The sequence below is a fragment of the Tumebacillus permanentifrigoris genome, assembly GCF_003148565.1.
Lineage (GTDB): Bacteria > Bacillota > Bacilli > Tumebacillales > Tumebacillaceae > Tumebacillus > Tumebacillus permanentifrigoris.
Genome location: NZ_QGGL01000027.1, coordinates 14,122 through 34,684, shown reverse-complemented (window position 1 = coordinate 34,684; position 20,563 = coordinate 14,122). Strand labels below are relative to the sequence as shown.

The 20,563-nt window shown below is 56.9% G+C and carries 28 protein-coding genes; 24 read left to right on the top strand and 4 right to left on the bottom strand.

The genetic code is table 11. The features are described 5' to 3' along the window. The 9 genes from C7459_RS24215 to C7459_RS21400 form a co-directional block, all read left to right on the top strand. Window positions 1-103, top strand: a 103-nt coding sequence (locus C7459_RS24215; protein ID WP_146200992.1) for an IS3 family transposase, incomplete at its 5' end; no start/stop codon positions are given. 141 nt (window positions 104-244) lie between these two features. Then, entirely contained in the window at window positions 245-991 is a 747-nt protein-coding gene (gene map / locus C7459_RS21435; RefSeq protein WP_109691316.1) for a type I methionyl aminopeptidase, read from the top strand. 106 nt (window positions 992-1,097) lie between these two features. Continuing rightward, window positions 1,098-2,135 carry a low-specificity L-threonine aldolase gene (gene ltaE / locus C7459_RS21430; RefSeq protein ID WP_245884685.1) on the top strand — a complete coding sequence of 346 codons (1,038 nt, stop codon included), beginning with the start codon at window positions 1,098-1,100 and terminating at the stop codon, window positions 2,133-2,135. A 1-nt stretch (window position 2,136) separates the two neighbouring features. Then, on the top strand, window positions 2,137-3,468 hold the full coding sequence (locus C7459_RS21425) for a replication-associated recombination protein A (protein ID WP_425450736.1): 1,332 nt from the start codon (window positions 2,137-2,139) through the stop codon (window positions 3,466-3,468). A 2-nt stretch (window positions 3,469-3,470) separates the two neighbouring features. Continuing rightward, window positions 3,471-4,181, top strand: a complete 711-nt coding sequence (locus C7459_RS21420; RefSeq protein ID WP_109691314.1) for a YczE/YyaS/YitT family protein — start codon at window positions 3,471-3,473, stop codon at window positions 4,179-4,181. Beyond that, window positions 4,165-4,572, top strand: a complete 408-nt coding sequence (cymR, locus tag C7459_RS21415; RefSeq protein ID WP_109691313.1) for a cysteine metabolism transcriptional regulator CymR — start codon at window positions 4,165-4,167, stop codon at window positions 4,570-4,572. Before C7459_RS21420 ends, cymR begins: the two co-directional genes overlap by 17 nt. A 71-nt stretch (window positions 4,573-4,643) precedes the next feature. After that, on the top strand, window positions 4,644-5,810 hold the full coding sequence (locus tag C7459_RS21410) for a cysteine desulfurase family protein (RefSeq protein WP_109691312.1): 1,167 nt from the start codon (window positions 4,644-4,646) through the stop codon (window positions 5,808-5,810). Window positions 5,811-5,835: 25 nt separating this feature from the next. Then, window positions 5,836-6,336, top strand: a complete 501-nt coding sequence (locus tag C7459_RS21405; RefSeq protein ID WP_245884686.1) for a PRC-barrel domain-containing protein — start codon at window positions 5,836-5,838, stop codon at window positions 6,334-6,336. A 32-nt stretch (window positions 6,337-6,368) separates the two neighbouring features. Further along, entirely contained in the window at window positions 6,369-6,563 is a 195-nt protein-coding gene (locus C7459_RS21400; protein ID WP_109691310.1) for a hypothetical protein, read from the top strand. A gap of 45 nt (window positions 6,564-6,608) precedes the next feature. On the opposite strand, the gene C7459_RS21395 is transcribed toward C7459_RS21400, so the two are convergent. Genes C7459_RS21395 through C7459_RS21385 form a run of 3 tightly spaced genes read right to left on the bottom strand, consistent with a single transcriptional unit; the run spans window position 6,609 to window position 7,618 of the window. Beyond that, window positions 6,609-6,839: a hypothetical protein gene (locus C7459_RS21395; protein ID WP_109691309.1), complete on the bottom strand. Its 231-nt coding sequence runs from the start codon at window positions 6,837-6,839 to the stop codon at window positions 6,609-6,611. Between the two features lie 3 nt (window positions 6,840-6,842). Further along, entirely contained in the window at window positions 6,843-7,247 is a 405-nt protein-coding gene (locus C7459_RS21390; protein WP_245884683.1) for a DUF1540 domain-containing protein, read from the bottom strand. Next, window positions 7,235-7,618 carry a DUF2512 family protein gene (locus tag C7459_RS21385; RefSeq protein WP_170119604.1) on the bottom strand — a complete coding sequence of 128 codons (384 nt, stop codon included), beginning with the start codon at window positions 7,616-7,618 and terminating at the stop codon, window positions 7,235-7,237. The genes C7459_RS21390 and C7459_RS21385 overlap by 13 nt, the downstream gene beginning before the upstream one ends. A gap of 177 nt (window positions 7,619-7,795) precedes the next feature. Here C7459_RS21385 and C7459_RS21380 point away from each other — a divergent pair, with 177 nt between their 5' ends. After that, window positions 7,796-8,332, top strand: coding sequence for a peroxiredoxin (locus tag C7459_RS21380; protein WP_109691307.1), 537 nt, complete (start codon window positions 7,796-7,798; stop codon window positions 8,330-8,332). A 30-nt stretch (window positions 8,333-8,362) separates the two neighbouring features. Beyond that, window positions 8,363-8,809, top strand: a complete 447-nt coding sequence (locus tag C7459_RS21375; protein ID WP_109691306.1) for a redoxin domain-containing protein — start codon at window positions 8,363-8,365, stop codon at window positions 8,807-8,809. A gap of 86 nt (window positions 8,810-8,895) precedes the next feature. Here the strand turns inward: C7459_RS21375 and C7459_RS21370 are convergent, their stop codons facing one another. Beyond that, window positions 8,896-10,143, bottom strand: a complete 1,248-nt coding sequence (locus C7459_RS21370; RefSeq protein ID WP_109691305.1) for a LysM peptidoglycan-binding domain-containing protein — start codon at window positions 10,141-10,143, stop codon at window positions 8,896-8,898. Between the two features lie 152 nt (window positions 10,144-10,295). Between C7459_RS21370 and C7459_RS21365 the strand changes: the two genes are divergently transcribed. The 13 genes from C7459_RS21365 (at window position 10,296) to C7459_RS21310 (ending at window position 20,469) form a co-directional block, all read left to right on the top strand. After that, complete coding sequence (locus tag C7459_RS21365) at window positions 10,296-11,144, top strand: DUF116 domain-containing protein (RefSeq protein ID WP_109691304.1); 849 nt, start codon at window positions 10,296-10,298, stop codon at window positions 11,142-11,144. A gap of 80 nt (window positions 11,145-11,224) precedes the next feature. After that, a complete protein-coding gene (locus C7459_RS21360; RefSeq protein WP_109691303.1) occupies window positions 11,225-12,094 on the top strand; it encodes a UbiA-like polyprenyltransferase in 870 nt (289 codons plus the stop codon). Between the two features lie 79 nt (window positions 12,095-12,173). Continuing rightward, window positions 12,174-13,238 carry an AI-2E family transporter gene (locus tag C7459_RS21355; RefSeq protein WP_109691302.1) on the top strand — a complete coding sequence of 355 codons (1,065 nt, stop codon included), beginning with the start codon at window positions 12,174-12,176 and terminating at the stop codon, window positions 13,236-13,238. A 54-nt stretch (window positions 13,239-13,292) separates the two neighbouring features. Further along, window positions 13,293-13,544 carry an IreB family regulatory phosphoprotein gene (locus tag C7459_RS21350; RefSeq protein WP_109691301.1) on the top strand — a complete coding sequence of 84 codons (252 nt, stop codon included), beginning with the start codon at window positions 13,293-13,295 and terminating at the stop codon, window positions 13,542-13,544. Then, the gene (gene ruvX / locus C7459_RS21345; protein WP_109691300.1) at window positions 13,541-13,963 is read left to right on the top strand and encodes a Holliday junction resolvase RuvX; all 423 of its coding nucleotides are present in this window, start codon (window positions 13,541-13,543) and stop codon (window positions 13,961-13,963) included. The genes C7459_RS21350 and ruvX overlap by 4 nt, the downstream gene beginning before the upstream one ends. Before the next feature lie 17 nt (window positions 13,964-13,980). Further along, window positions 13,981-14,265 carry a DUF1292 domain-containing protein gene (locus tag C7459_RS21340; protein WP_109691299.1) on the top strand — a complete coding sequence of 95 codons (285 nt, stop codon included), beginning with the start codon at window positions 13,981-13,983 and terminating at the stop codon, window positions 14,263-14,265. 76 nt (window positions 14,266-14,341) lie between these two features. Further along, window positions 14,342-14,551, top strand: coding sequence for a hypothetical protein (locus C7459_RS21335; protein WP_109691298.1), 210 nt, complete (start codon window positions 14,342-14,344; stop codon window positions 14,549-14,551). A 95-nt stretch (window positions 14,552-14,646) separates the two neighbouring features. After that, complete coding sequence (gene mltG, locus C7459_RS21330; RefSeq protein WP_170119603.1) at window positions 14,647-15,711, top strand: endolytic transglycosylase MltG; 1,065 nt, start codon at window positions 14,647-14,649, stop codon at window positions 15,709-15,711. A 43-nt stretch (window positions 15,712-15,754) separates the two neighbouring features. After that, window positions 15,755-15,922, top strand: a complete 168-nt coding sequence (locus C7459_RS23560) for a hypothetical protein (RefSeq protein ID WP_170119602.1) — start codon at window positions 15,755-15,757, stop codon at window positions 15,920-15,922. Between the two features lie 122 nt (window positions 15,923-16,044). Next, window positions 16,045-16,677, top strand: coding sequence for an O-methyltransferase (locus tag C7459_RS21325; protein ID WP_109691296.1), 633 nt, complete (start codon window positions 16,045-16,047; stop codon window positions 16,675-16,677). Window positions 16,678-16,693: 16 nt separating this feature from the next. Continuing rightward, window positions 16,694-17,320 (top strand): uridine kinase, encoded by a 627-nt coding sequence (gene udk / locus C7459_RS21320; protein WP_109691295.1) that lies wholly within the window; start codon window positions 16,694-16,696, stop codon window positions 17,318-17,320. Window positions 17,321-17,410: 90 nt separating this feature from the next. Beyond that, a complete protein-coding gene (locus C7459_RS21315; RefSeq protein ID WP_109691294.1) occupies window positions 17,411-19,165 on the top strand; it encodes a peptidoglycan D,D-transpeptidase FtsI family protein in 1,755 nt (584 codons plus the stop codon). 98 nt (window positions 19,166-19,263) lie between these two features. Further along, a complete protein-coding gene (locus tag C7459_RS21310) occupies window positions 19,264-20,469 on the top strand; it encodes a threonine synthase (RefSeq protein WP_109691293.1) in 1,206 nt (401 codons plus the stop codon). Window positions 20,470-20,563 lie beyond the last annotated feature (94 nt).

Sequence of the window (20,563 nt, the reverse complement as noted above, 5' to 3'; positions counted from 1 at the left end):
CGAAGTAGCAGTAAAACGCTACGTGAAGTTCTATAACCATAAACGATTCCAAAGCAGACTAAAAAACCATAGCCCGGTACGATACCGGACTATGGCCGCTTAGTGCCTATTGATTTTTAGGCTTTCTTTTTCTGTCCACTTGACAGGGGTCAGATCACTCGGCCAGATCGCTTTTTTTGTCACCCCTTAACTGCATATGCTATAGTATCTAATAGAAATCTGAATGAAGAGGAAGTGTACTGCATTGATCGAAATTAAAACCGCCGCTGAGATCGCCGTGATGCGCGAAGCAGGCCGCATCATCGCGGAGATCCACGCGCAGCTCGCCACGATGATCCGTCCCGGCATCACCACGATGGAAATCAACGAATTTGCTGACTCCTACATGCGCTCCAAGAACGCCATCCCGGCGCAGATCGGCTATCACGGCTATCCCTTCGCAACCTGTGCGTCTGTCAACGACGTGATCTGCCATGGTTTTCCCAGCAAGTATGTGTTGAAGGAAGGCGACATCGTCACGATCGACATGGTGGCGACCCTCGATGGTATGAACGCGGACTCCGCTTGGAGCTACGCAGTTGGTGAGATCTCCCCGGAAGCGAAACGTCTGATGGAGGTCACCCACGAATCGTTGTTCAAAGGCATCGAAAAAGCGGTCTCTGGCAACCGGATTGGCGATTGCTCCAACGCCATCCAAGTCTATGTTGAGCAAGAAGGCTTCTCCGTCGTTCGCGACTTCATCGGCCACGGCATCGGTCGTGCGATGCACGAAGGCCCGGAAGTTCCGCACTTTGGTCCGGCAGGTCGCGGCCCGCGCATCCGTGAAGGCATGGTGTTCACGATCGAGCCGATGATCAACTCCGGCAAGTACCACAGCAAAGTGGATCAGGACGGGTGGACCGCGCGCACTGTCGACGGCAGCTTGTCTTGCCAGTATGAGCACACCATCGCGATCACCGCAGATGGCCCGCAGATCCTCACCGTTCTGTAAGCTCGTAGTCAAAAGGCGATGGAGATTTCCATCGCCTTTTTTTATGCGTTGGTCTATAATAAAGTTCTAATGACGAGTGATTTTATCGGAAATGAGGACTGCAGAGATGAGCATCGACTTGCGTAGCGATACAGTCACCAAACCTTCTGAAGCTATGCGCCAATCCATGTATAACGCCGAAGTTGGCGATGATGTTTATGGGGAAGACCCCACGGTACACCGTTTGGAAGAGACAGCGGCTGAGATCTTGGGCAAGGAAGCGAGTCTGTTCGTCACCTCTGGCACGATGGGCAATCAGATCGCTGTGTTGGTACAAGCTCGCAGCGGTGAGGAGATCCTGCTCGAGGAACAGTCGCACATCTTCCTCTATGAAGCCGCTACCCATTCCGCCTTCGCGGGTGTGCAAACCCGCACAATCAAGGGGGTGCGCGGCGCGATGAACCCAGAGGATGTTCGTCAGGCGATCAGACCTGTCGACATCCACCAACCGCGCACCTCGATGATCTGCGTGGAAAATACGCACAACAAAGCAGGCGGGGCGGTCGTCCCGGCTGAAAATATGCGCGCAATCTATGAGATCGCACGCGAGCACAGCGTCGCTGTCCATCTCGATGGTGCGCGGCTGTTCAACACGGTGGTCGCCAGCGGCGGCAAGGCGAGCGACTTCACCCAGTATGTCGACACCGTGCAAGTCTGCTTCTCTAAGGGCCTCGGCGCGCCGATCGGCTCGATTCTCGCCGGAGACCGTGAGACGATCGAGCGTGCGCGCATCTGGCGCAAGCGCATGGGCGGTGGAACCCGTCAAGTCGGCGTCATCGCAGCTCCGGCGTTGCTTGCGCTGACCCAGAATGTTGAACGTCTCGCCGAGGACCATGCCAATGCCAAGCACCTCGCGGAAGGGTTGGCACAGATCAAAGGCATGGAGATCAATCCGGACAACGTCGACACCAACATCGTGATCGTTGACGTGCGTGGTTTGGGGATCAGCGATCTACAACTGATCGAGGCATTAAAACAAGCAGGCATCCTCTGCGGCGGCTTCGGCCCTGGCCTCGTGCGCTTCGTCACGCACCTCGATGTCACCCGTGCGGACATCGACACCGCGCTGGCGACCCTCCACAAGGTCGTTCGAGGAGCACAGTAACGTGGACCTGTTTGGAATGCAAGCGGAAGCGGAACAGCAACGCAACGCCCCCTTAGCAGCACGCATGCGTCCGCAATCGCTCGATGAATTGATCGGGCAGGAGCAGATCGTCGGTCCCGGCAAGCTGTTGCGCCGCGCCATCGAGACCGACCGCCTGACCTCGCTGATCCTCTACGGACCGCCAGGCACGGGCAAGACGACGATTGCCCGCGTGATTGCTGGCTCGACCAAGCGCACGTTTCGCACCTTGAACGCCGTGACTGCAGGTGTCGCCGACATTCGCAAAGTCGTCGACGATGCCAAGGATGCGCTCTCCATGTACCAACAGCGCACTGTGCTGTTCGTCGACGAGATTCATCGCTTCAACAAGTCGCAACAGGACGCGTTGTTGCCGCATGTCGAGGAGGGTCTGATCATCCTGATCGGAGCGACGACGGAGAATCCGTTTTTTGAAGTCAACGCGGCCCTGTTGTCCCGCTCGCAGATCTTTCAATTAAACAAACACACCGAGGAAGACCTGATCCGCATGGCAAAAAAGGCCTTGTCCGTTCCCGGACGCGGCCTCGGCGATTACAACGTCCACGCAGCAGATGACGCGTTGCAGCACCTCGCACGCTATGCAGAAGGAGATGCCCGCCGTCTCTACAATGCGCTGGAGTTATCGGTGCTGTCCACACCCCCAGATGCAGAGGGGACGATTCAGGTCACCTTGGAGGTTGCGGCGGAGTCTATCCAGCGCCGCATCGTGCGATATGACAAAAACTCCGACCAGCACTACGACACCACGTCAGCACTGATCAAGTCGATTCGCGGCTCTGACCCGGATGCCGGGCTGTATTGGTTGGCGAAGATGATCGACGCAGGCGAAGACCCGAAGTTCATCGGACGCCGCTTGATCATCTCTGCGTCGGAGGACATCGGCAACGCCGACCCGCGGGCCTTGCAGATCGCCCTCGCTGCCTTTCAGGCGGTCGAGGTGATCGGCCTGCCGGAGGGACGGTTGATTCTCGCGCAGGCGGTGACGTACCTTGCGACCGCGCCGAAGTCCAATGCCTCCTATGTGGGGATCAACAGGGCCTTGCAGATCATCCGTGAGGGTGGCTCTGTCGATGTGCCGCCGCACCTGCGCGATGCGCATTACAAAGGGGCTGCGAAACTCGGACATGGACAAGGCTACCTCTACCCGCATGATTTCCCAGGGAATTTTGTCGAACAGCAGTACTTGCCAGATGAGTTGCGGGAATTGACGTTGTACCAGCCAACACGCAATGGCTATGAACAGGTCTTGTCGGAACGCCTGCGTCACTGGCGTGGCGAGCGAAACGGAGGATAGCCATGCAGACGGAGATCCATACTAGGGAACAGCATCTGGTGTCCCTGACGAATTCCACCAAGAAACTAGAACCGTACTGGCAATTTTTCCTGCGCAAGTTGTTGATCATGAACGTCGGCTTAGCGATTATGTCGGCTGCGATCGTCGGTACCTTTCAGGCACATATCGGGGCCTCACCGTGGGATGTGCTGCACATCGGTCTCACCCTGCACACATCGCTTTCATTCGGACAAGCTTCGCAATCGGTCGGAATGGTCGTGTTGATATTCGCGTGCTGGATGGGGCGAAAGTGGTGGCCGCCGATCGGGTGTTTGATCAACATCGTGATGGTAGGATTTTATTGCGACTGGCTCAGTCCGCTGATTCCGTCGCAGGAGCATTGGTACTGGGGTGCGCTCCAATTTGTAGTGGCGATCGTGGTCATGGGCTTTGGCATTGGCATCTACATCGCGTCGGATCTCGGCGCGGGGCCACGCGATTGGCTCATGCTGTCGATTCACCAGAAAACGGGGTTGGCGATCCGCTGGGTGCGGACGTTGATCGAGCTCTCGGCCATCATCGGCGGGATCTTGCTCGGCGGACCGTTCTCGGTTGGAACCATCCTATTCTCCCTGACGATCGGGCATCCGACCGAATGGGGATTGAAATGGGCGACCCGCGTTTTTCATCCGTTTGTACAGAGGAGAGAATGGGATCATGAAACTATCCACTAAGGGCCGTTATGGGGTCACGTTGATGATCGATTTGGGCATGTTTTTTGGGGAGGGACCTGTGTCGTTGAAGTCGGTCGCGGAACGGCAAAAGCTCTCCGAACATTATCTGGAGCAATTGATTGCACCGCTTCGCAACGCAGGACTTGTCCGCAGTATCCGAGGGGCCTACGGCGGCTATGTGCTGGCGAAGGCACCGCAGGAGATCACCGTGGGTGACATCATCCGTGTGCTCGAAGGCCCGATCACCATCGTGGACGAGCCGGAGGAAGAATTGGCTGAGCTGTGGGAGAATGTCCGCAATTCGATCAACCAAGTGTTGGATGGCACGAACTTGCAAGACTTGGTTGAGAAGAAGCGCAACAGCGGCACCGATTACATGTTCTACATCTAGACCCTACTTTCGGGTATGTGGCGTACTTCCACATGCCCTTTTGTACATACAACGCAAGGAGTGGTCACGACATGAGACCGATCATCTATCTCGACAACGCGGCGACCACCGCTGTTGCTGCGAACGTTCGTGCGGCGATGGAGCCCTATCTCGACAACATCTACGGCAATCCATCAAGTGTCCACCAAGCTGGGCGCGAGGCGAAGGCAGCCATCGAGCGTGCTCGTGAGCAGGTCGCCCGTGCCTTGCAGGCGACGACCAACGAAATCGTGTTCACCAGCGGCGGAACAGAAGCGGACAACGCAGCGGTCATCGGTGCGGCGTTGGCGCGTCAGGAGCAGGGCAAGCACATCGTGACAACCTCGATGGAACATCATGCTGTGTTGAATACCTGTGAGTTTTTGGAGCAATTGGGGTTTGACGTGACCTATGTGGACCCGGATGAGCGGGGGATCGTGACGGTGGACGCGATTGAAAAAGCGCTGCGTCCTGACACGCAGGTCGTCTCCGTGATGTTGGTGAACAACGAAACCGGTGCAATCCAACCGATAGCCGAAATTGGCGCGTTGGTGCGGGAGCGTGGGATCGTGATGCATACCGACGCCGTACAAGCCCTCGGTCTATTGGAACTGAACGTGGCAGAGCTGAATGTCGATCTGCTGTCGATCTCCGCTCACAAAGTCCACGGCCCCAAAGGGGTCGGAGCCCTGTATGTCCACCACAACCTCAAGTGGACTCCGTATCTTCACGGTGGTCAACAGGAGCGCAAACGTCGCGCGGGCACCGAAAACCTCCCCGGCATCGTCGGCATGGGCGAGGCCGTCCGTCACGCCGTCGCGGAGCGAGAAGCCAAGTTCACACAGATCTGTGAACTGCGTGACGCGATGCTGACTCGATTTGCAACTGAGCTCGACCCTGCGCTCTACGTTCTCAATTCGCTGGAAGTCGGGGAGAGTCTCTCTGGTGATGGCCTGCCTTCCATCTTGAACGTGTCGTTTACGAACGTAGCTGCTGAACGCCTGCTCATGAACCTCGACATGCAAGGTATCGCAGCCTCCAGTGGATCTGCCTGTACAGCGGGCGCGTTGCAACCTTCGCATGTGTTGACTGCGATGGGGTTGCCGCTGGAACGTGTGCTGTCAGCGATACGTTTTAGCTTTTCGGGGTACAATACGGTCGATGAAGTCACAGAAGCGGCGCGCAAGACCGTCGAAGTCGTGAAACGCCTGCAACGGTAGGGGAGAGGGGGAGAACAGCGTGCGCATGAGAAAAGCCAGAGACTTGGTAGGTTTGCCGGTGGTCGATTTGGAGCAAGGCGAGCATGTCGGCGAAGTGCGCGATGTCCTGTTCACCCCAGAAGGCACGTTTCACAGCTTCCTGTTGGAACGTGGAGGGTTGCTGTCAACAGCACGCATCCTCAGCCGCTCTTCCTTGCACGCGGTCGGTGAAGATGCGATCACGACACCAGACCGCGCATCGATTGAAGAATATCGTGATGAAGTGGGTCTGATCCGGAGTCTGATCGAAGGGGACATTCATTTTATTGGCAAGGATGTTCTGACACAAAGCGGAACCTTGCTCGGATCGGTGGAAGACGTTTACATGGACGAAGAAATGCACACAATTGTAGGGTACGAGATCTCGGAAGGATTTCTCATGGACCTGAGACAAGGGCGAAAAGTATTGCCTGCCCATCCGGAGATCATGATGGGCACGCACACGCTGATCGTCCCCGACGACACCGAACTTACCGAGGCCTTGTGACCCGCCGACAGACGAAGGAGGAAGTTCCATTCATGACGCGTTGTCCCCATTGTAACTGCCGCGACATCGGCAAGATCGGTACCCAGCAATTTTATTGTTGGGGGTGTTTCGTCGAATTCAGCATCACCGGCGAGAACAACGTCAAGATGTTTCAAGTTGAAGAGGACGGCTCGCTGATCGCGTTCGACCATCTGGTTGACGCGGGCGACCTGTCGATCGGCATGTAACGAAAAACGCTGGCATCCATCTGGATGCCAGCGTTTTTTCTACCCTTACGATTGTTTCGCGACAGGTACGCCACTGCGGTCAACCCAATTCAAAAAGTCTTCGCCACGCACGCGCTTCTCACCGTCAGCTGGCAATTCGCCGCAGGTCATCAAATGCTCAACTTTATCAAGACCAAGTCCAGACATACCGGCGAGCTCCAGTTTTCCATACCGGGTTTCGCGGTCGATCTCCTTGATCGTCAGCTTGTAATCCAACTTCTCAAAGTCATAGTTCATCAGTTACGCCTCCTTGCGCGGTTCAAACGTCTTGCAGTTGGTGTCTTGGCACTCGTTGGCTTGTACACCGGTGACCTCGATGGCATTCGCGACACAGACACGGCCTTCTCTCCAGTAGTTGCAGGAAGCGACGGTGCAACTGACCGACGGGTCGAGGTGATGGCCGGGCAAGGTCATCTCCAACGCCGAACCGACCCAGTTCGTGTTGTCCATCGAGCCCAAGTACGAGGTGACGCCATTGCTCTCATGGAACGACTTGCACATCGTCTGGTCTACCATTTGCGACATCTGTGTTTCGTTCTCATGCATGATGTCGATGTTGCGCGCCCCACAGAGATTGCCCGCTACAAAGTGCGTGCAAGTATTTACATAACAAACTACGCGCGGACTGACGGTCAATGCACCCACACTCCCTTTTCCTCCACCACTTGTTCTTGGTACTTCTTGCGCGGAAACACCCACTCGTGGTACAGACTTTCAAATGCGCCCAGCACCGCCGTGACAATTCCTATGTAGGGCAGGCTGATCGCTGTCGAGCGGTCGCCCGGCACCATCTTGCGCGCGCTGAACAGGGACCCCGCGATCAACAGCAGATCGGTCAGCACGGCGGTGAGCCGGGTCATCTTGGGCATGAGCATCCGGTCACCGGCGGTGCCTAGCAACGACACGACCGCCGTGCCGACAAATGCAAATGGCCAACCGACGCGGTTGCGGCGCATCAGCGCGCCGACGGCATAGAGCGTGCTGAACACGACGAGCATCTTTACCAACAGCTTCATCTGTACAGACCTCCTTTGACAAAGCCTAGTGTGCGTCAACACCGGGTAAAAATAACCGCCGGGACCAGACATCCAGCGTCAGAGCCAGCTGCGATACTTTCTCAACAGATAACTTGCGTAAATGGGAAGGTGTGGCTACAATATTCATGTAGGATACATATCTGAGGAGGTAATACAATGTCTCGTCTCGTAGGTAAAAAAGCTCCGGATTTCAACATGCTCACCACCAAAAACCAAGAAACCCTCGCTGAGCGCGTCACTCTTGACAGCTACAAAGGCAAATACCTGGTGCTGTTCTTCTACCCGTTGGACTTCACCTTCGTCTGCCCGACCGAAATCATCGCCCTGTCTGATGCTGCAGAAGAGTTCGCAAACCTCGACGCAGAAATCCTCGGCGTCTCCACCGATTCCGTGCATTCCCACAAAGCATGGATCAACACCCCGCGCGATGCTGGCGGCCTCGGCGGCATCAACTACCCGCTGGCAGCTGACAACACCTTGACCGTGTCCCGTGACTACGGCGTCCTGCTCGAAGACGAAGGCATCGCACTGCGCGGCCTGTTCATCATCGACCCGGAAGGCGTTGTTCAACACGCGACCATCAACTCCTTGAACGTTGGCCGTAACGTAGACGAAGTTCTGCGCGTTCTGGAAGCAGTTCAAACCGGCGGTCTCTGCCCGGCGAACTGGAAAAAAGGCGAAAAGACCCTCTAATCGCCTCGTAAACGGAGGAGGAACACGCCCATGCCGATGCGCTTAGGTACCGAGCGACCGGAGATTGTCGGCGCAACCGAATGGTTTGCGCAGGACCAACTCCCCGCCGATCTCACAGGCAAGACGGTGCTGGTTCATTTCTGGGCGGTCTCGTGCCACATCTGCCATGAGACGATGCCGGAGCTGATCAAGTACCGCGATCAGTACAAGGAACAAGGCTTGGAACTGATTGGAGTGCACCAGCCGCGCTATGAAGCGGACTCCGATCTGGAGCGAATCAAGGCGGACATCGAGAAGTATGGCATCAGCCACCCGTTGGCGGTCGACAACGAACAGAAAATCGCAGAGGCGTACCAAAATGAGTACGTCCCGGCATTTTACCTGTTCAATGCGGAAGGCAAGCTGTTCTTCCGCACGGCTGGCGACAAAGGCTTCGAGAAGCTCCAGCCGAAGATCGAGCAAGCTCTGGGCTTGTAAGCATAGCAAAAAGGCTTCGTCCTGCTGTCAGGACGAAGCCTTTTTTTGAAATCCGATCGCAGTGGGTCGGGCGTTCTGCTTGTTTGTTAGTCCTGGGTCTCGTATTCCTCGCGAATGTACGTCCAGAGTTCAGGCAGATACGCGCCAGATTCCCAGAGGGCGAGACCTTGCAGTTTGAGCGATTCCACCAACTCGAGCTTGCGAAGCATGCTCCACAGGTCCTCCTGCCACACCGAGCAACCCTCCTCTCCGCCGCTGCAGCGAAACCAAGCCAGCTCGCTGTCGCCGTCGCGGGCAATCGGGAAGCCATGTTGGTAGGCATAGTGCAACGCTTGATGGGGCGCTAGGTGCTGGAGCACACGTCGGCGCTGGACGACGGCGGCCGCAGGGCGGAGCGTAACCCACGTCTTGTCTGGCGGCAACAATCCTTCGACGCGCTCCAAGGCCACACGCAGGTCGTCGAGTCCGAGCAAGGGAGCAGGCGCTTTGCGAAAAAAGTCCTCGCCGTCGAGCGGCTGCGTCCTCATCGGTTCATAAAAAACAGAGTCGATCTGTGCCACGGCATCTCCCAGCGGGACGGTGCGGCGCAGCAGCCCCGAATCGGAGGGCAGGTGCAACCCGACCACCAAGCCCATCGGTCGCAAGCGCCGCCCCGCCTCGCGGATCAGATGCAGATACGCACGCTCGACTTCCGGGCGCACGCCTTGCCACTTGAACACCACCCCAACACCACCTTGCATGCGCACCTGTGACGCCATCTCGCCCAGCAACTGTTCCTGCGCAACATCGCTGCGCAGAATCGCCTTGGCGACGTCTCCCAAGATGTTCGCCGCCCCATCGAGCGAGCAGACGAGCAGCACCTGATCCGCAGGTTCCTGTGGCGACGGCGGGAAGTGCAGATGTCCGGCCGCATCGACGCGCAAGCCTTCACGCAGGCGGTACGCAAGCGGAGGCAGATCGTGCAGCGGCTCCATCGCGGTGAGCGGGAGGAGTCGCTTTTGCTCAACAGCTCGGTGGGTCGAACGGGGGACCAGCAGGAGGTCGCCCGCTTGCACGTGGTCTGTATACAAGTGATTGCAGCAGGCGAGCCACGTCAGCGGCACCTTCAAGCGCTCGCTGATGGAGCGGAGCGTCTCACCTCGCCGCACCTCGATCGTGAGAAAACCGTCCGTGCCAACGACTGGCAACTCGGACGGAATGCAAAGCGGATGGCCGGGCAACAAGTACGGGGCGGGCGGGAGATCGTTGGCCGCAGCGAGGCGTTCAGGGGTCAACCGGTAGCGTGTCGAGACCCCGGACAGCGTGTCGCCCGGTTGGACGATATACACATGCATGGCCCTCTCTCCTTCACCAGAGACACTTTCCCTACAGGATATGCGTCCAGCCCCACACGGGGTGAATTGGAACGCGATGTAATATCCGACAACGGGAACGGGCAGACTACGGGGTATAACGGACAGGAATCGCACGTAGGAGGGAAATACACATGTCGAACGTAGAAACGTCTGTCGAAGCAAGCCCTGAGGTCACGATCCCGCCGCGCAAGCTCGGAGACACATGGGATGGGTGGGCAGGTGAAGTCGAGGAAAACCGTGGCGATCTGGAAACCAGCCCGTGGTACTTCCTCACGTTTGCGACCACCGTACTGGTAGCGCTGACCGCTCTGGTCTGGACCGCCATGTTCCTGATCGAGCCGCGCTTGAACGAGTTGCCCGTCTGGCTGAATCGCACGGTCTTGATGAGCGTGTGGGGCGTGCTCTCGGCAGTCAACCTGATGTTTGCTCTGGTCGTCCTGACCGTTGCGACCGGCAAAAATTTTGTTCCGTTCATGAAAGGTCGTCACATCGCACTATCCGGCATCATCCCGTGGACGATCAAAGCGGGCAAGATCTTCGGCCTCTCCAAAGACCGCATCGCCAACTCCGTACTGCAAGTCGGCAACCGCCTGACCACCGTCAACCAAGCGATGATCGAGCGCGATGAATTGTTGATCCTGTTGCCGCGTTGCCTCGACAAACAGACTCGCGATGAGATCAAGATGGTGACCAGCAAGTACGACGTTGATTTCCATATCTGTGCAGGTGGGCAGATGGCGCGTCAACTGCTCACGGAGAAAAAGCCCAAGGGCGTGATCGCCGTGGCTTGTGAACGCGATTTGATGGCGGGGGTCCAAGATGTGAAAGCGGCGGTTCCCGTGATTGCGATCGCCAACAAGCGTCCCGAAGGCCCGTGCCGCAACACCTTGATCAACATGACGGAGATGGAAAATGCGATTCGCATGTACCTGGGCAAAGAACTGCTCCCGGTGGACAAGCCGCTTCTTGAACAAAACTAATTCTTGCCATTGGGTTGACAAACCCCTCATTTGATCGCTCTAATAGAGAGGTATATTTGTGATCATTTGGGGGTTTTTTTATGTCCAAAATTCGTCTGTTCATGAAATTGATCATGTTTGAACATACGATCTTCGCCTTGCCCTACGCTTATATCGGCATGGTCATGGCTTCGTACTACACCAACCACGCTTGGCCCGGTTGGGGCAACGTGATCTGGGTGACGCTGGCGATGGTCGGTGCGCGCAGTGCGGCGATGGGTCTGAACCGTGTGATCGACGCGGCGATCGATGCCAATAACCCGCGCACCGCCAACCGCGAGATTCCACGGGGCGCGATCCAAAAAGCCGAGGCGTGGGTGTTTATCCTGCTGGCGTTCGCCTTGCTCGGGGTCTCCGCCTGGATGCTCAACCCGCTGTGCTTGCAACTGATGCCGATCGCGGTGTTCTTCCTCGTGCTGTATCCGTATTGCAAGCGTTTCACGTGGGCTTGTCACCTCGTGCTCGGCATCGCCGACGCGCTGGCTCCGCTCGGCGGATGGATTGCGATCACCGGGCGTTTTGACACGCCGGCGTTGTTGCTCGGAGGTGCGGTCGCGATCTGGATCGCAGCGTTTGACATCATCTACGCGTGTCAGGATGTCGAGTTCGACCGCGCCAACAACATCCATTCGATCCCGGCGCGCTTCGGGATTCGCGGTGGGCTCTTGATCTCGCGGTTCATGCACATCGCCACGATCGTGTTGTTCGCACTGGTGCCGCTGTATGTTGACCTCGGGATCTTCTACTGGATCGGGGTGGCAGGTGTGGCGGTGTTGCTCTGGATTGAACACCGGATCATCTCACCGAAGGACATGAGCAAGATCGATCTCGCCTTTTTCACCGTCAATTCTTATGTCGCATCGGTGGCGTTTGTTTTTACGCTGACCGATATCGCCATCCAGTTGTGGTAGGGGAAAAGCCTCGCAGATGCGGGGCTTTTTTCTATTTCTGGGCACACTAACGCCACGAAGGAAGGGAGGCTCTGATGGCATGTATGATCTCAAGCGCGGACGTACGCTCTACCTCGCGTTGGTCACGCTGGTGATCCTCGCCTGTGTCTGGTTGCTGTGGGAGATGCGCGAGGTCTTGCACGGCCTCGGCTCGATCATGAGCAGCGTGCTGACGCCGTTTTTGATCGCTGTCATCATCGCCTACTTGCTCAACCCGCTCGTCCATCAACTGCACCGGCGCGGCGTGCCGCGTGGCATGAGCATCGTGATCATCTACGTCGTGTTTTTCCTGTTCTCCGCGGTGTTGCTGATCAACATGATCCCGCTGTTCATCGACCAATTGCGCGACCTCAGCGACAAGTTGCCCGCCTTGATCGAGCAGGTGGAAAAGTGGATGAACGACTTTCACCAGAACAAACGCTACCTGCCGCTGGCGGTGCGCAATGCGGTCGATTCCAACCTGACCGCGCTGGAAGGCAGGACGACAGCCTCGATCACACACATTCTCGCCCAAGTGGGCGTGGCGGTCGAAGGGATGGCCGGGGCGTTCGTGATCCCGTTTTTGGTCTTTTACATGCTCAAGGACGTCAAAGGGATCGAGCGTGCGGTGATCGCTTTTTTTCCAAAAAGCAACCGTTCGGAGATCGTGCGGCTGATCCGCAGCATCGACGAGGCGCTCGGTAACTACATTCGCGGGCAGCTCTTGGTGGCGTTTCTCGTCGGCGGGCTGGCGTATGTCGGCTACCTGATCGTCCAGATGCCGTATGGCGTGCTGCTGGCCCTGATCGTGGCGATCACCAACATCATCCCGTATGTCGGCCCCTTTATCGGGGCGGCTCCTGCGATCCTGCTGGCGTTTACCGTGTCACCGGTGATGGCGCTGAAAGTGTTGATCGTCAACTTGGTTATCCAGCAACTCGAAGGCAACGTCATCTCGCCGTTGCTCATCGGGAGAAGCCTCAAGCTGCATCCGATGCTGATCATTTTTGCCCTGTTGCTGGGCGGTGAGATGTTTGGAATGATCGGACTGATCGTGTGCATCCCGGTCATCGCGATCGGCAAAGTGATCCTGCAGCATCTGGTGTTGCACTATATGAAGCGTTGACGTATAATTGCCCTGATTGGTAAAACGGTAAAACTTGCCACGTGAGGTGCACGAATGGCTAATGATCGCACGATTCACTGGGGCTCGCGACACGAGGACAATCAAGCGCGACGGGCGCTTTTGATCGCCGTGGACGCGATGCGGCAGAAGGGGTACAACCCGGTCTCGCAGCTCTCGGGCTATTTGATGACTGGCGACCTGGCCTACATTACCAACCACAACCATGCGCGGAACCTGCTCAAGGGCCTCGAACGCGAGGAACTTCTCCATGAGCTGGTGCGCTTCTATCTGAGGGATCAACCATGAATGAAACTCGAGTGTTAGGCATCGACTACGGCGATGTGCGTATGGGGATTGCCGTTTCCGACCTGATGGGCTGGACAGCCCAAGGCGTGGAGACGATTCACCGCAAGAGTTTGGCGCAAGACCTTGCACGCATCGGCGAGTTGATTCGTGAATACGCTGTGGACAGGATCGTGTTGGGCTTTCCCAAGAACATGAACAACACGATCGGTCCGCGCGGAGAGCTGAGCCAACAGTTCGCAGAGACGTTGAAGGAGCAATTCGGTTTGCCCGTAACTCTCTGGGACGAGCGGTTATCGACGATGGCCGCTGAGCGTATGCTTGTATCAGCAGATGTCAGTCGCAAAAAACGCAAGCAAGTCATCGACAAGATGGCGGCGGCGATCATCCTGCAAAATTACTTAGACGCCCAAAAAAACTAGCGAAAGCAGGTGCCAGCATGAGCGAAGTGGAAACCAACCAAGTGATCACCCTGACCGACGACAGTGGCCAGGAGCATGAATTCGAGGTTCTCGAAATTCTCGAACTCGAAGCGAAGACCTACACGATCTTGCAACCGCTCGAAGGCGCAGAGGAAGAAGCGATCATCTTGCGTCTGGAGAAGGATGCAGACGGCAACGATGCGCTCGTTGGCATCGAAGACGATGAAGAGTGGGAGAAAGTCGCAGAAGCATACGACACGCTCCTCTTCGAAGAACAAGGCGGCAACGACGCTGACCTGTAAACCGACAGAGCTGACAGGCATTCCCACGGGGGATGCCTGTTTTTCTTGGGCATTCTGTTAGGAGGAGGTGGGCGCGATGACACCCAACAAAGACCTGCATCTTCCAGAGGTGTACCATCCGAATGCCGTTGACCTCCACATCGAGGAGGTGCGCCAGTCCGCGTTGCAACAATTGGGGCTGGGCGATGGCGACAACCTGAGCACCGAGCAAGCGGCTCAGGTCGGACAAGCGATGGCGGAACAACTGGAAGCCTTGCAAGCGAACGTCAACCAGCAGTCCGAATAACGGGAAAAAAGCCCACGTCTTGCACGTGGGCTTTTCCGACTGTGTCGAATCCCGTATAATAATGGAGAATGACTTTGGAGGTGCATCTTTTTCCCATGACTAGCAAGCAGTCCCACTTGGCAGATGCCAAACTCCGTGGGCAAAAGTGGTGGCTTCTTTTTGCGTTGAGCATTCTCTTGCTCGGCGGGGGGCTTTATTATGTCCAAAACCAACTTCAACCGCCCAACACCAGCGGTCAGGCGGTGGAGATCAACATCGAGGAAGGCGCGACCGCCGCGACGGTTGGACAGCGTCTCGCCGAGTTGAACATGATCAAAAACCCGACCTTGTTCAAATGGTACTTGTCGTACCAAGGGACGAGCGCGAACTTGAAGATCGGGAAGTATTATTTGAAGCAAGGGATGTCGACCGAGGAGATCGCCCGCGTCTTGGTCGAAGGCGATGCCAAGTTCAACACGGTGAAGTTTACGATACCGGAAGGCTTGACGGTCGAACAAATTGGCGATGCGCTGGTCAAGCAGAACGTCGTGAAGGACAAGCAAGCGTTCCTGAACGAAGTGGACAAGGGCGCTTTTGACAACGCGTTTGTGAAGGAGATTCCCGCGAACACCGGGATCAAGCACCGATTGGAAGGCTACCTGTTCCCGGAGACCTACGAGGTTTACCAAGACGCCACCCCGCATCAAGTCGTCGAGACGATGCTCAGGCAAACGCAGGCGACGATGTCTGCGGAGTGGCAAGAGCAGTTGAAAAAGCAAGGTCTCAGCCTGCACAGCGCCTTGACGATCGCGTCATTGGTGGAACGCGAGGCCCGCGTGGATCAGGAGCGCTCGATCATCTCGGGCGTCATCCAGAACCGCTTGAAGGCAGAACCGCCGATGAAACTCCAGATCGACGCAACCGTTCAATACATTTTGGGCAAGCAAAAAGAGACGTTGTTGTTCAAAGACTTGGAGATTGAGAGCCCTTATAATACCTACCTGCACGAAGGCTTACCACCGGGGCCGATCGCCGCACCGGGTCGCAATTCGATTCAGGCTGCCCTGTACCCGGCGGCACATGACTTCTATTTCTACGTCACGAAAAACGACGGGACCGGCGGGCATTATTTCGCACATACCTTCGAGGAGCATGAGAAAAACATCGCGAAAAGCCAATAATCCAACCTCCGCGTGAGACACTAGGCGTAGAGGAGGGATCGTGATGACCCCTGAACAACCGCAACAACCTGTAGATCTCACGCCCGAAGACATCGTGCTCGACTACCTGATCGGCGAGCATGAGTTGGAAAAACTCCGCCACGGTTTTCAAGCGCCGGTGATGGGACCGCCGTGCAGCCCTGACGGTGACACACAAGTCCCGAAGCGATGACAACGCAAAAGACCCATTGCTTTGGCAGCATGGGTCTTTTGCAAACAAAAATCAGCATGGAAATAGAACAATTTTTATGATACCATTAGACTGTTTGTGATTGTTGAAGGAGTTTGAGCCAAATGATCGATACGCAAGTGGTGGAATACTTGCGCAGTCTCGTGCCCGAACGGGACGAGTTGTTGCAGGAGCTGGAGCGCCGAGCGGAGGAGTTGTACATACCGATTCTCGACGTGGAGACGATGGGATTCCTGCGTGTGTTCCTCGCCATCGCCAAGCCCAAGCGCATCCTCGAAGTCGGGTCGGCGATCGGGTACTCCGCCATCGTGATGGCACGAGCGACCCAAGCACAACTCACGACGATCGAACGCGACCCCGAGCGGGCGCAGGAGGCGCGGCAGAACTTCGCACGCGCCGGGCTTGCACAGCGGGTGGAGTTGTTGGAAGGCGATGCGCTGGAGATCATCCCTCTACTTGGCGAGTATGATTTGATTTTTCTCGATGCGGCGAAGGGACAGTATCCACGCTTCTTGGAGCTGTTGCACCCGCATCTGTTGCCGGGTGGCATCCTGCTGTCCGACAACGTGCTGTTCCAAGGGCTGGTTAGCGGTGACCCGGACGTCAAGCACAAATTGCGCACGATGATCAACCGCTTGCGTGAATACAACGTGTTGCTCACACAGCATCCGGACTTTGAGACTTCGATCCTCCCGGTGGGGGACGGGCTCGCGGTGAGTGTGAGGGCTGGAAGTTAAGAGGGGGAAGACATACATGAAGAGACCGGTTCTGATCGGGATTGCTGGCGGGACAGGTTCGGGGAAGACGTCGGTCGCACGGGAGATCACGCGGAACATTTCGCCTGAGAACATCCTGCTGATCGAACAAGACAATTACTACAAGGATCAATCGCAACTGACGATGGCGCAGCGCGTGTTGACCAACTATGACCACCCGAACGCATTTGACAACGACTTGCTGCTCGTCCACTTGAACCAACTGCTGGACGGACAAGCGATTGAAAAGCCGATCTACAACTTCGCCGAGCACACCCGCGCCACCATCACGGATCGCCTCGAACCGAAGCAAGTCATCATCCTCGAAGGCATCCTCGTGCTAGAAGACGAGCGCCTGCGCAATCTGATGGATATCAAGATCTTCGTCGATACGGATGCCGATGTGCGGATCATCCGCCGCGTCCTGCGCGACATCAAGGAACGCGGCCGTTCGATTGAATCGGTCGTGGAACAATACATGGGTGTCGTGCGCCCGATGCATATGCAGTTCATCGAACCGACCAAGAAGTACGCCGACCTGATCATTCCAGAAGGCGGCAAAAACCAAGTGGCGATCGACGTCCTCGTGGCCAAAGTCAACGAGATCGTCACGTCGATGATCTAACGCCACCATCATCCTAAAAAAGAGAGTCGCTTTCTGAATAGAAAGCGGCTTTTTTGTACCACACTGGAGGGAAAAGGGGGTGTGGCCCACATGATCGAAGAAAGCGCCAAGAACCGCATCCAACGCCGCACCGCCATCGTCCTGACCCTCTGTTCGCTGGGGATCGTCGGGATGCTCGGGCGGATTTTTTACATCCAAGTGGCTGCCCCGCACAACATGCAAGGGCATGACCTCGTCGCCAGTGCCGTTGAACAGCGACGGGAGAAATTCGAACTCGACTCCGGGCGTGGAGATATCCTCGACCGCAATGGGGTGTCGATGACCGGAAGTGAACTGCACGGCATCGTCGTGCTCCCCGTCTGGCAACAAAGTCTTGACCGCAAAAAAATCAACGACCTCGCCGTGCTGTTGCATACCTCGACGGCGACATTATTGAAGGCGTTGGCGGAGCAGGACGAGCCGTTTCTGTTGCGCCTGCCGGACATGAACGGGCAGATCCGCACCGTCAATCTCACCACCGCCGAAGAAAAACAGGTGGAACAACTCGAACTGACTGGCATCTATGCCAAGCAGGTCAAAGTGCGCTATGACGACCAATCGGTGGCCCGCCAAGTGATCGGCTTCCTCGGCGAAGACCCGAACTTGGTCGCCAACACGTGGGGCGGGAAGTACCCGCTCGATGAAAAAGTGGGCAAGCTCGGGCTGGAGTTCCAATACCAAGACGAGTTGCGCGGCTTGGGGCTGAGCAGCACGATCGCCTATTACACCGATGCCTACAAACGCCCGATCAACGGCTTAGGCATCCGCGAGTCGAGCGAACCGAACCACGCGCTGAACGTGAAGACCACGCTGGATACGGACGTCCAACACACCGTCGAGCAGGCGATGGACGCATTCGGTGTGCAAAAAGGCGCAGTCGTCGTGCTTGATGCGCAGTCGGAGGATGTGTTGGCGATGGCATCGCGTCCGAACTTTGACCAGAACTCACCGATCAAGTCTGCGGATCAATACCCGGAGAACTTGGCGTTGCAGGCGGTGTTTCCAGGCTCGATCTTCAAGTCGGTGATCGCAGCGGCAGCCTTGGAGACGGGCGCTGTCAAGCCGACTGACACGTTTGAGTGTCCGGGCTACATCGACATCGGCGACGGACGCTTGAATTGCTGGACCAAGCACGGGGCACTGACGGCAGAGGAAGCGTTTGCTTCGTCGTGCAACGTGACATTCGCCCAACTCTCGATGAAACTAGGGCGGGACAAAATCGAGGAGTATGCCAAAAAATTCGAACTTGGCCAGACCGTTGGGCTCCTGCACAACAACCAGTCGCAGTTCTACGGCGAGGATGCCGGGAGTATTTTTGCCAAGGACTACACCTCCGATCGCTTGCTCGCCAACACCGGGATCGGACAGGAGGATGTGCGGGTCACTCCCTTGCAAGCTGCGCACATGGTCGCGGTGATCGCCAACAACGGCCTCGCCGGACATCCGCGCTTGGTGAAGTCGTTGAACACGCCAGACGGGTTGCTGTATTCGGACTACTCGACCTCCGAGAAGCAACAAGTGTTGGAAAAAACGACCGCATCCGAATTGCAAAAATGGATGCGCGATGTCGTGACGATGGACCAAGGCACCGCCCACGCCGCGCTCGCTGATGCCAAAGTGCCCGTCGCGGGCAAAACCGGCACCGCGCAGACGGGAGATCCGAACGCCAACCACCAATGGTTTGCTGGGTTTGCCCCTGCCGACAAGCCCAAGTACGTCGTGGTCGTCGTAGCCGAGTCGGTCACGCAAGGTCGTTCGACGGAGCAGATCGCCAAGCAGATCGTCCATGCACTGCCCGAGTCGTAAGGTCATAAACTTGCAAACTGAGAATACCACCCGGAATACTTGCTCGTTAGTTTCAGAGGAGGTAAGATTACGGTAGACACTTGAAAGGGGTCCTCCGTATGACCAAAAGCTTTCTGAGCCACCTCGAATGCCCGAAATGCAACACCACCTATGATGCTGATACCCTCCAACAGCTGTGTACCTGTGGCGCACCGCTGCTTGTTCGCTATGATCTGCAGTCTGCTGCATCCACGATGCGCAAGGAAGACCTCGCGCACCGCGAACCGACGCTCTGGCGCTACCGGGAACTGCTCCCGGTGCGTGAGGACGAGAACATCGTCTCGCTCGGTGAAGGCATGACCCCGCTGTTGCGCTTGCCGAAACTGGGTGCTGCAGACGGTTTTGAAAACCTCTACCTCAAGGACGAAGGCGTGATCCCGACCGGCTCCTTCAAAGCGCGTGGTGCTGCGGTCGGCATCTCTCGGGCCAAGGAACTCGGCGTGACGACGCTCGCGATGCCGACCAACGGCAACGCAGGTGGAGCGTGGGCGACCTATGCGGCCCGCGCGGGCATCAAGTCCTACATCATCATGCCAGTCAGTGCTCCGACGATCACCCGCAACGAATGCGCGATCACCGGAGCGGACTTCTACCTCGTCAACGGCTTGATCTCCGACGCGGGCAAGATCGTCGGCCGCGCAGTCAGCAAGTACGGCTGGTATGACGCGTCCACGCTGAAGGAACCCTACCGCATCGAAGGGAAAAAGACGATGGGCTACGAACTTGCCGAGCAGTTCAACTGGGAAGTTCCAGACGTCATCCTCTACCCGACGGGGGGCGGTGTCGGTCTGATCGGCATCTACAAGGCACTGCTCGAACTCCAAGCGATCGGTTGGATCGGGGAGAAACTGCCGCGCCTCGTCGCTGTCCAAGCGACCGGCTGTGCTCCGATTGTTCAGGCGTGGGAGGAAGGCAAGCAGGAGTCGGTGTTCTGGGAAAACGCGCAGACGATCGCATTTGGCATCACGGTGCCCAAGGCGCTCGGTGACTTCCTCGTCCTCGAAGCCGTCTACAACACCAACGGATGTGCAATCGCCGTCGACGACGAAGCGACGTTGCGGGCCCAACATCGCCTCGCCCAGCTCGAAGGGACGTTCGTTTGCCCCGAGGGTGCCGCGACCTATGCCGCAGCGCTTCTACTCAAGGAACAAGGGTGGATCAAGCCAGCGGACCACGTCGTCCTGCTCAACACCGGAACCGGCCTCAAATACCCGGATACTGTGACGGTTACGGTCGATACCCTCCAACCAACAGACGATCTGTAAGCGATCAACGAAATCGAAAACGACCTGCCACAAGTAACGGGGCAGGTCGTTTTTTAGTTCGGTTATTGAACCAATTTAGTAATAACTGGCTAAA

Coding starts and splice junctions, on each gene's coding strand:
- ltaE (WP_245884685.1), top strand. CDS start 1,098: ATGAGCATCGACTTGCGTAGCGATACAGTCACCAAACCTTCTGAAGCT.
- C7459_RS21420 (WP_109691314.1), top strand. CDS start 3,471: ATGCAGACGGAGATCCATACTAGGGAACAGCATCTGGTGTCCCTGACG.
- cymR (WP_109691313.1), top strand. CDS start 4,165: ATGAAACTATCCACTAAGGGCCGTTATGGGGTCACGTTGATGATCGAT.
- C7459_RS21410 (WP_109691312.1), top strand. CDS start 4,644: ATGAGACCGATCATCTATCTCGACAACGCGGCGACCACCGCTGTTGCT.
- C7459_RS21405 (WP_245884686.1), top strand. CDS start 5,836: ATGAGAAAAGCCAGAGACTTGGTAGGTTTGCCGGTGGTCGATTTGGAG.
- C7459_RS21400 (WP_109691310.1), top strand. CDS start 6,369: ATGACGCGTTGTCCCCATTGTAACTGCCGCGACATCGGCAAGATCGGT.
- C7459_RS21395 (WP_109691309.1), bottom strand. CDS start 6,839: ATGAACTATGACTTTGAGAAGTTGGATTACAAGCTGACGATCAAGGAG.
- C7459_RS21385 (WP_170119604.1), bottom strand. CDS start 7,618: ATGAAGCTGTTGGTAAAGATGCTCGTCGTGTTCAGCACGCTCTATGCC.
- C7459_RS21380 (WP_109691307.1), top strand. CDS start 7,796: ATGTCTCGTCTCGTAGGTAAAAAAGCTCCGGATTTCAACATGCTCACC.
- C7459_RS21375 (WP_109691306.1), top strand. CDS start 8,363: ATGCCGATGCGCTTAGGTACCGAGCGACCGGAGATTGTCGGCGCAACC.
- C7459_RS21370 (WP_109691305.1), bottom strand. CDS start 10,143: ATGCATGTGTATATCGTCCAACCGGGCGACACGCTGTCCGGGGTCTCG.
- C7459_RS21365 (WP_109691304.1), top strand. CDS start 10,296: ATGTCGAACGTAGAAACGTCTGTCGAAGCAAGCCCTGAGGTCACGATC.
- C7459_RS21360 (WP_109691303.1), top strand. CDS start 11,225: ATGTCCAAAATTCGTCTGTTCATGAAATTGATCATGTTTGAACATACG.
- C7459_RS21355 (WP_109691302.1), top strand. CDS start 12,174: ATGTATGATCTCAAGCGCGGACGTACGCTCTACCTCGCGTTGGTCACG.
- C7459_RS21350 (WP_109691301.1), top strand. CDS start 13,293: ATGGCTAATGATCGCACGATTCACTGGGGCTCGCGACACGAGGACAAT.
- ruvX (WP_109691300.1), top strand. CDS start 13,541: ATGAATGAAACTCGAGTGTTAGGCATCGACTACGGCGATGTGCGTATG.
- C7459_RS21340 (WP_109691299.1), top strand. CDS start 13,981: ATGAGCGAAGTGGAAACCAACCAAGTGATCACCCTGACCGACGACAGT.
- C7459_RS21335 (WP_109691298.1), top strand. CDS start 14,342: ATGACACCCAACAAAGACCTGCATCTTCCAGAGGTGTACCATCCGAAT.
- mltG (WP_170119603.1), top strand. CDS start 14,647: ATGACTAGCAAGCAGTCCCACTTGGCAGATGCCAAACTCCGTGGGCAA.
- C7459_RS23560 (WP_170119602.1), top strand. CDS start 15,755: ATGACCCCTGAACAACCGCAACAACCTGTAGATCTCACGCCCGAAGAC.
- C7459_RS21325 (WP_109691296.1), top strand. CDS start 16,045: ATGATCGATACGCAAGTGGTGGAATACTTGCGCAGTCTCGTGCCCGAA.
- udk (WP_109691295.1), top strand. CDS start 16,694: ATGAAGAGACCGGTTCTGATCGGGATTGCTGGCGGGACAGGTTCGGGG.
- C7459_RS21315 (WP_109691294.1), top strand. CDS start 17,411: ATGATCGAAGAAAGCGCCAAGAACCGCATCCAACGCCGCACCGCCATC.
- C7459_RS21310 (WP_109691293.1), top strand. CDS start 19,264: ATGACCAAAAGCTTTCTGAGCCACCTCGAATGCCCGAAATGCAACACC.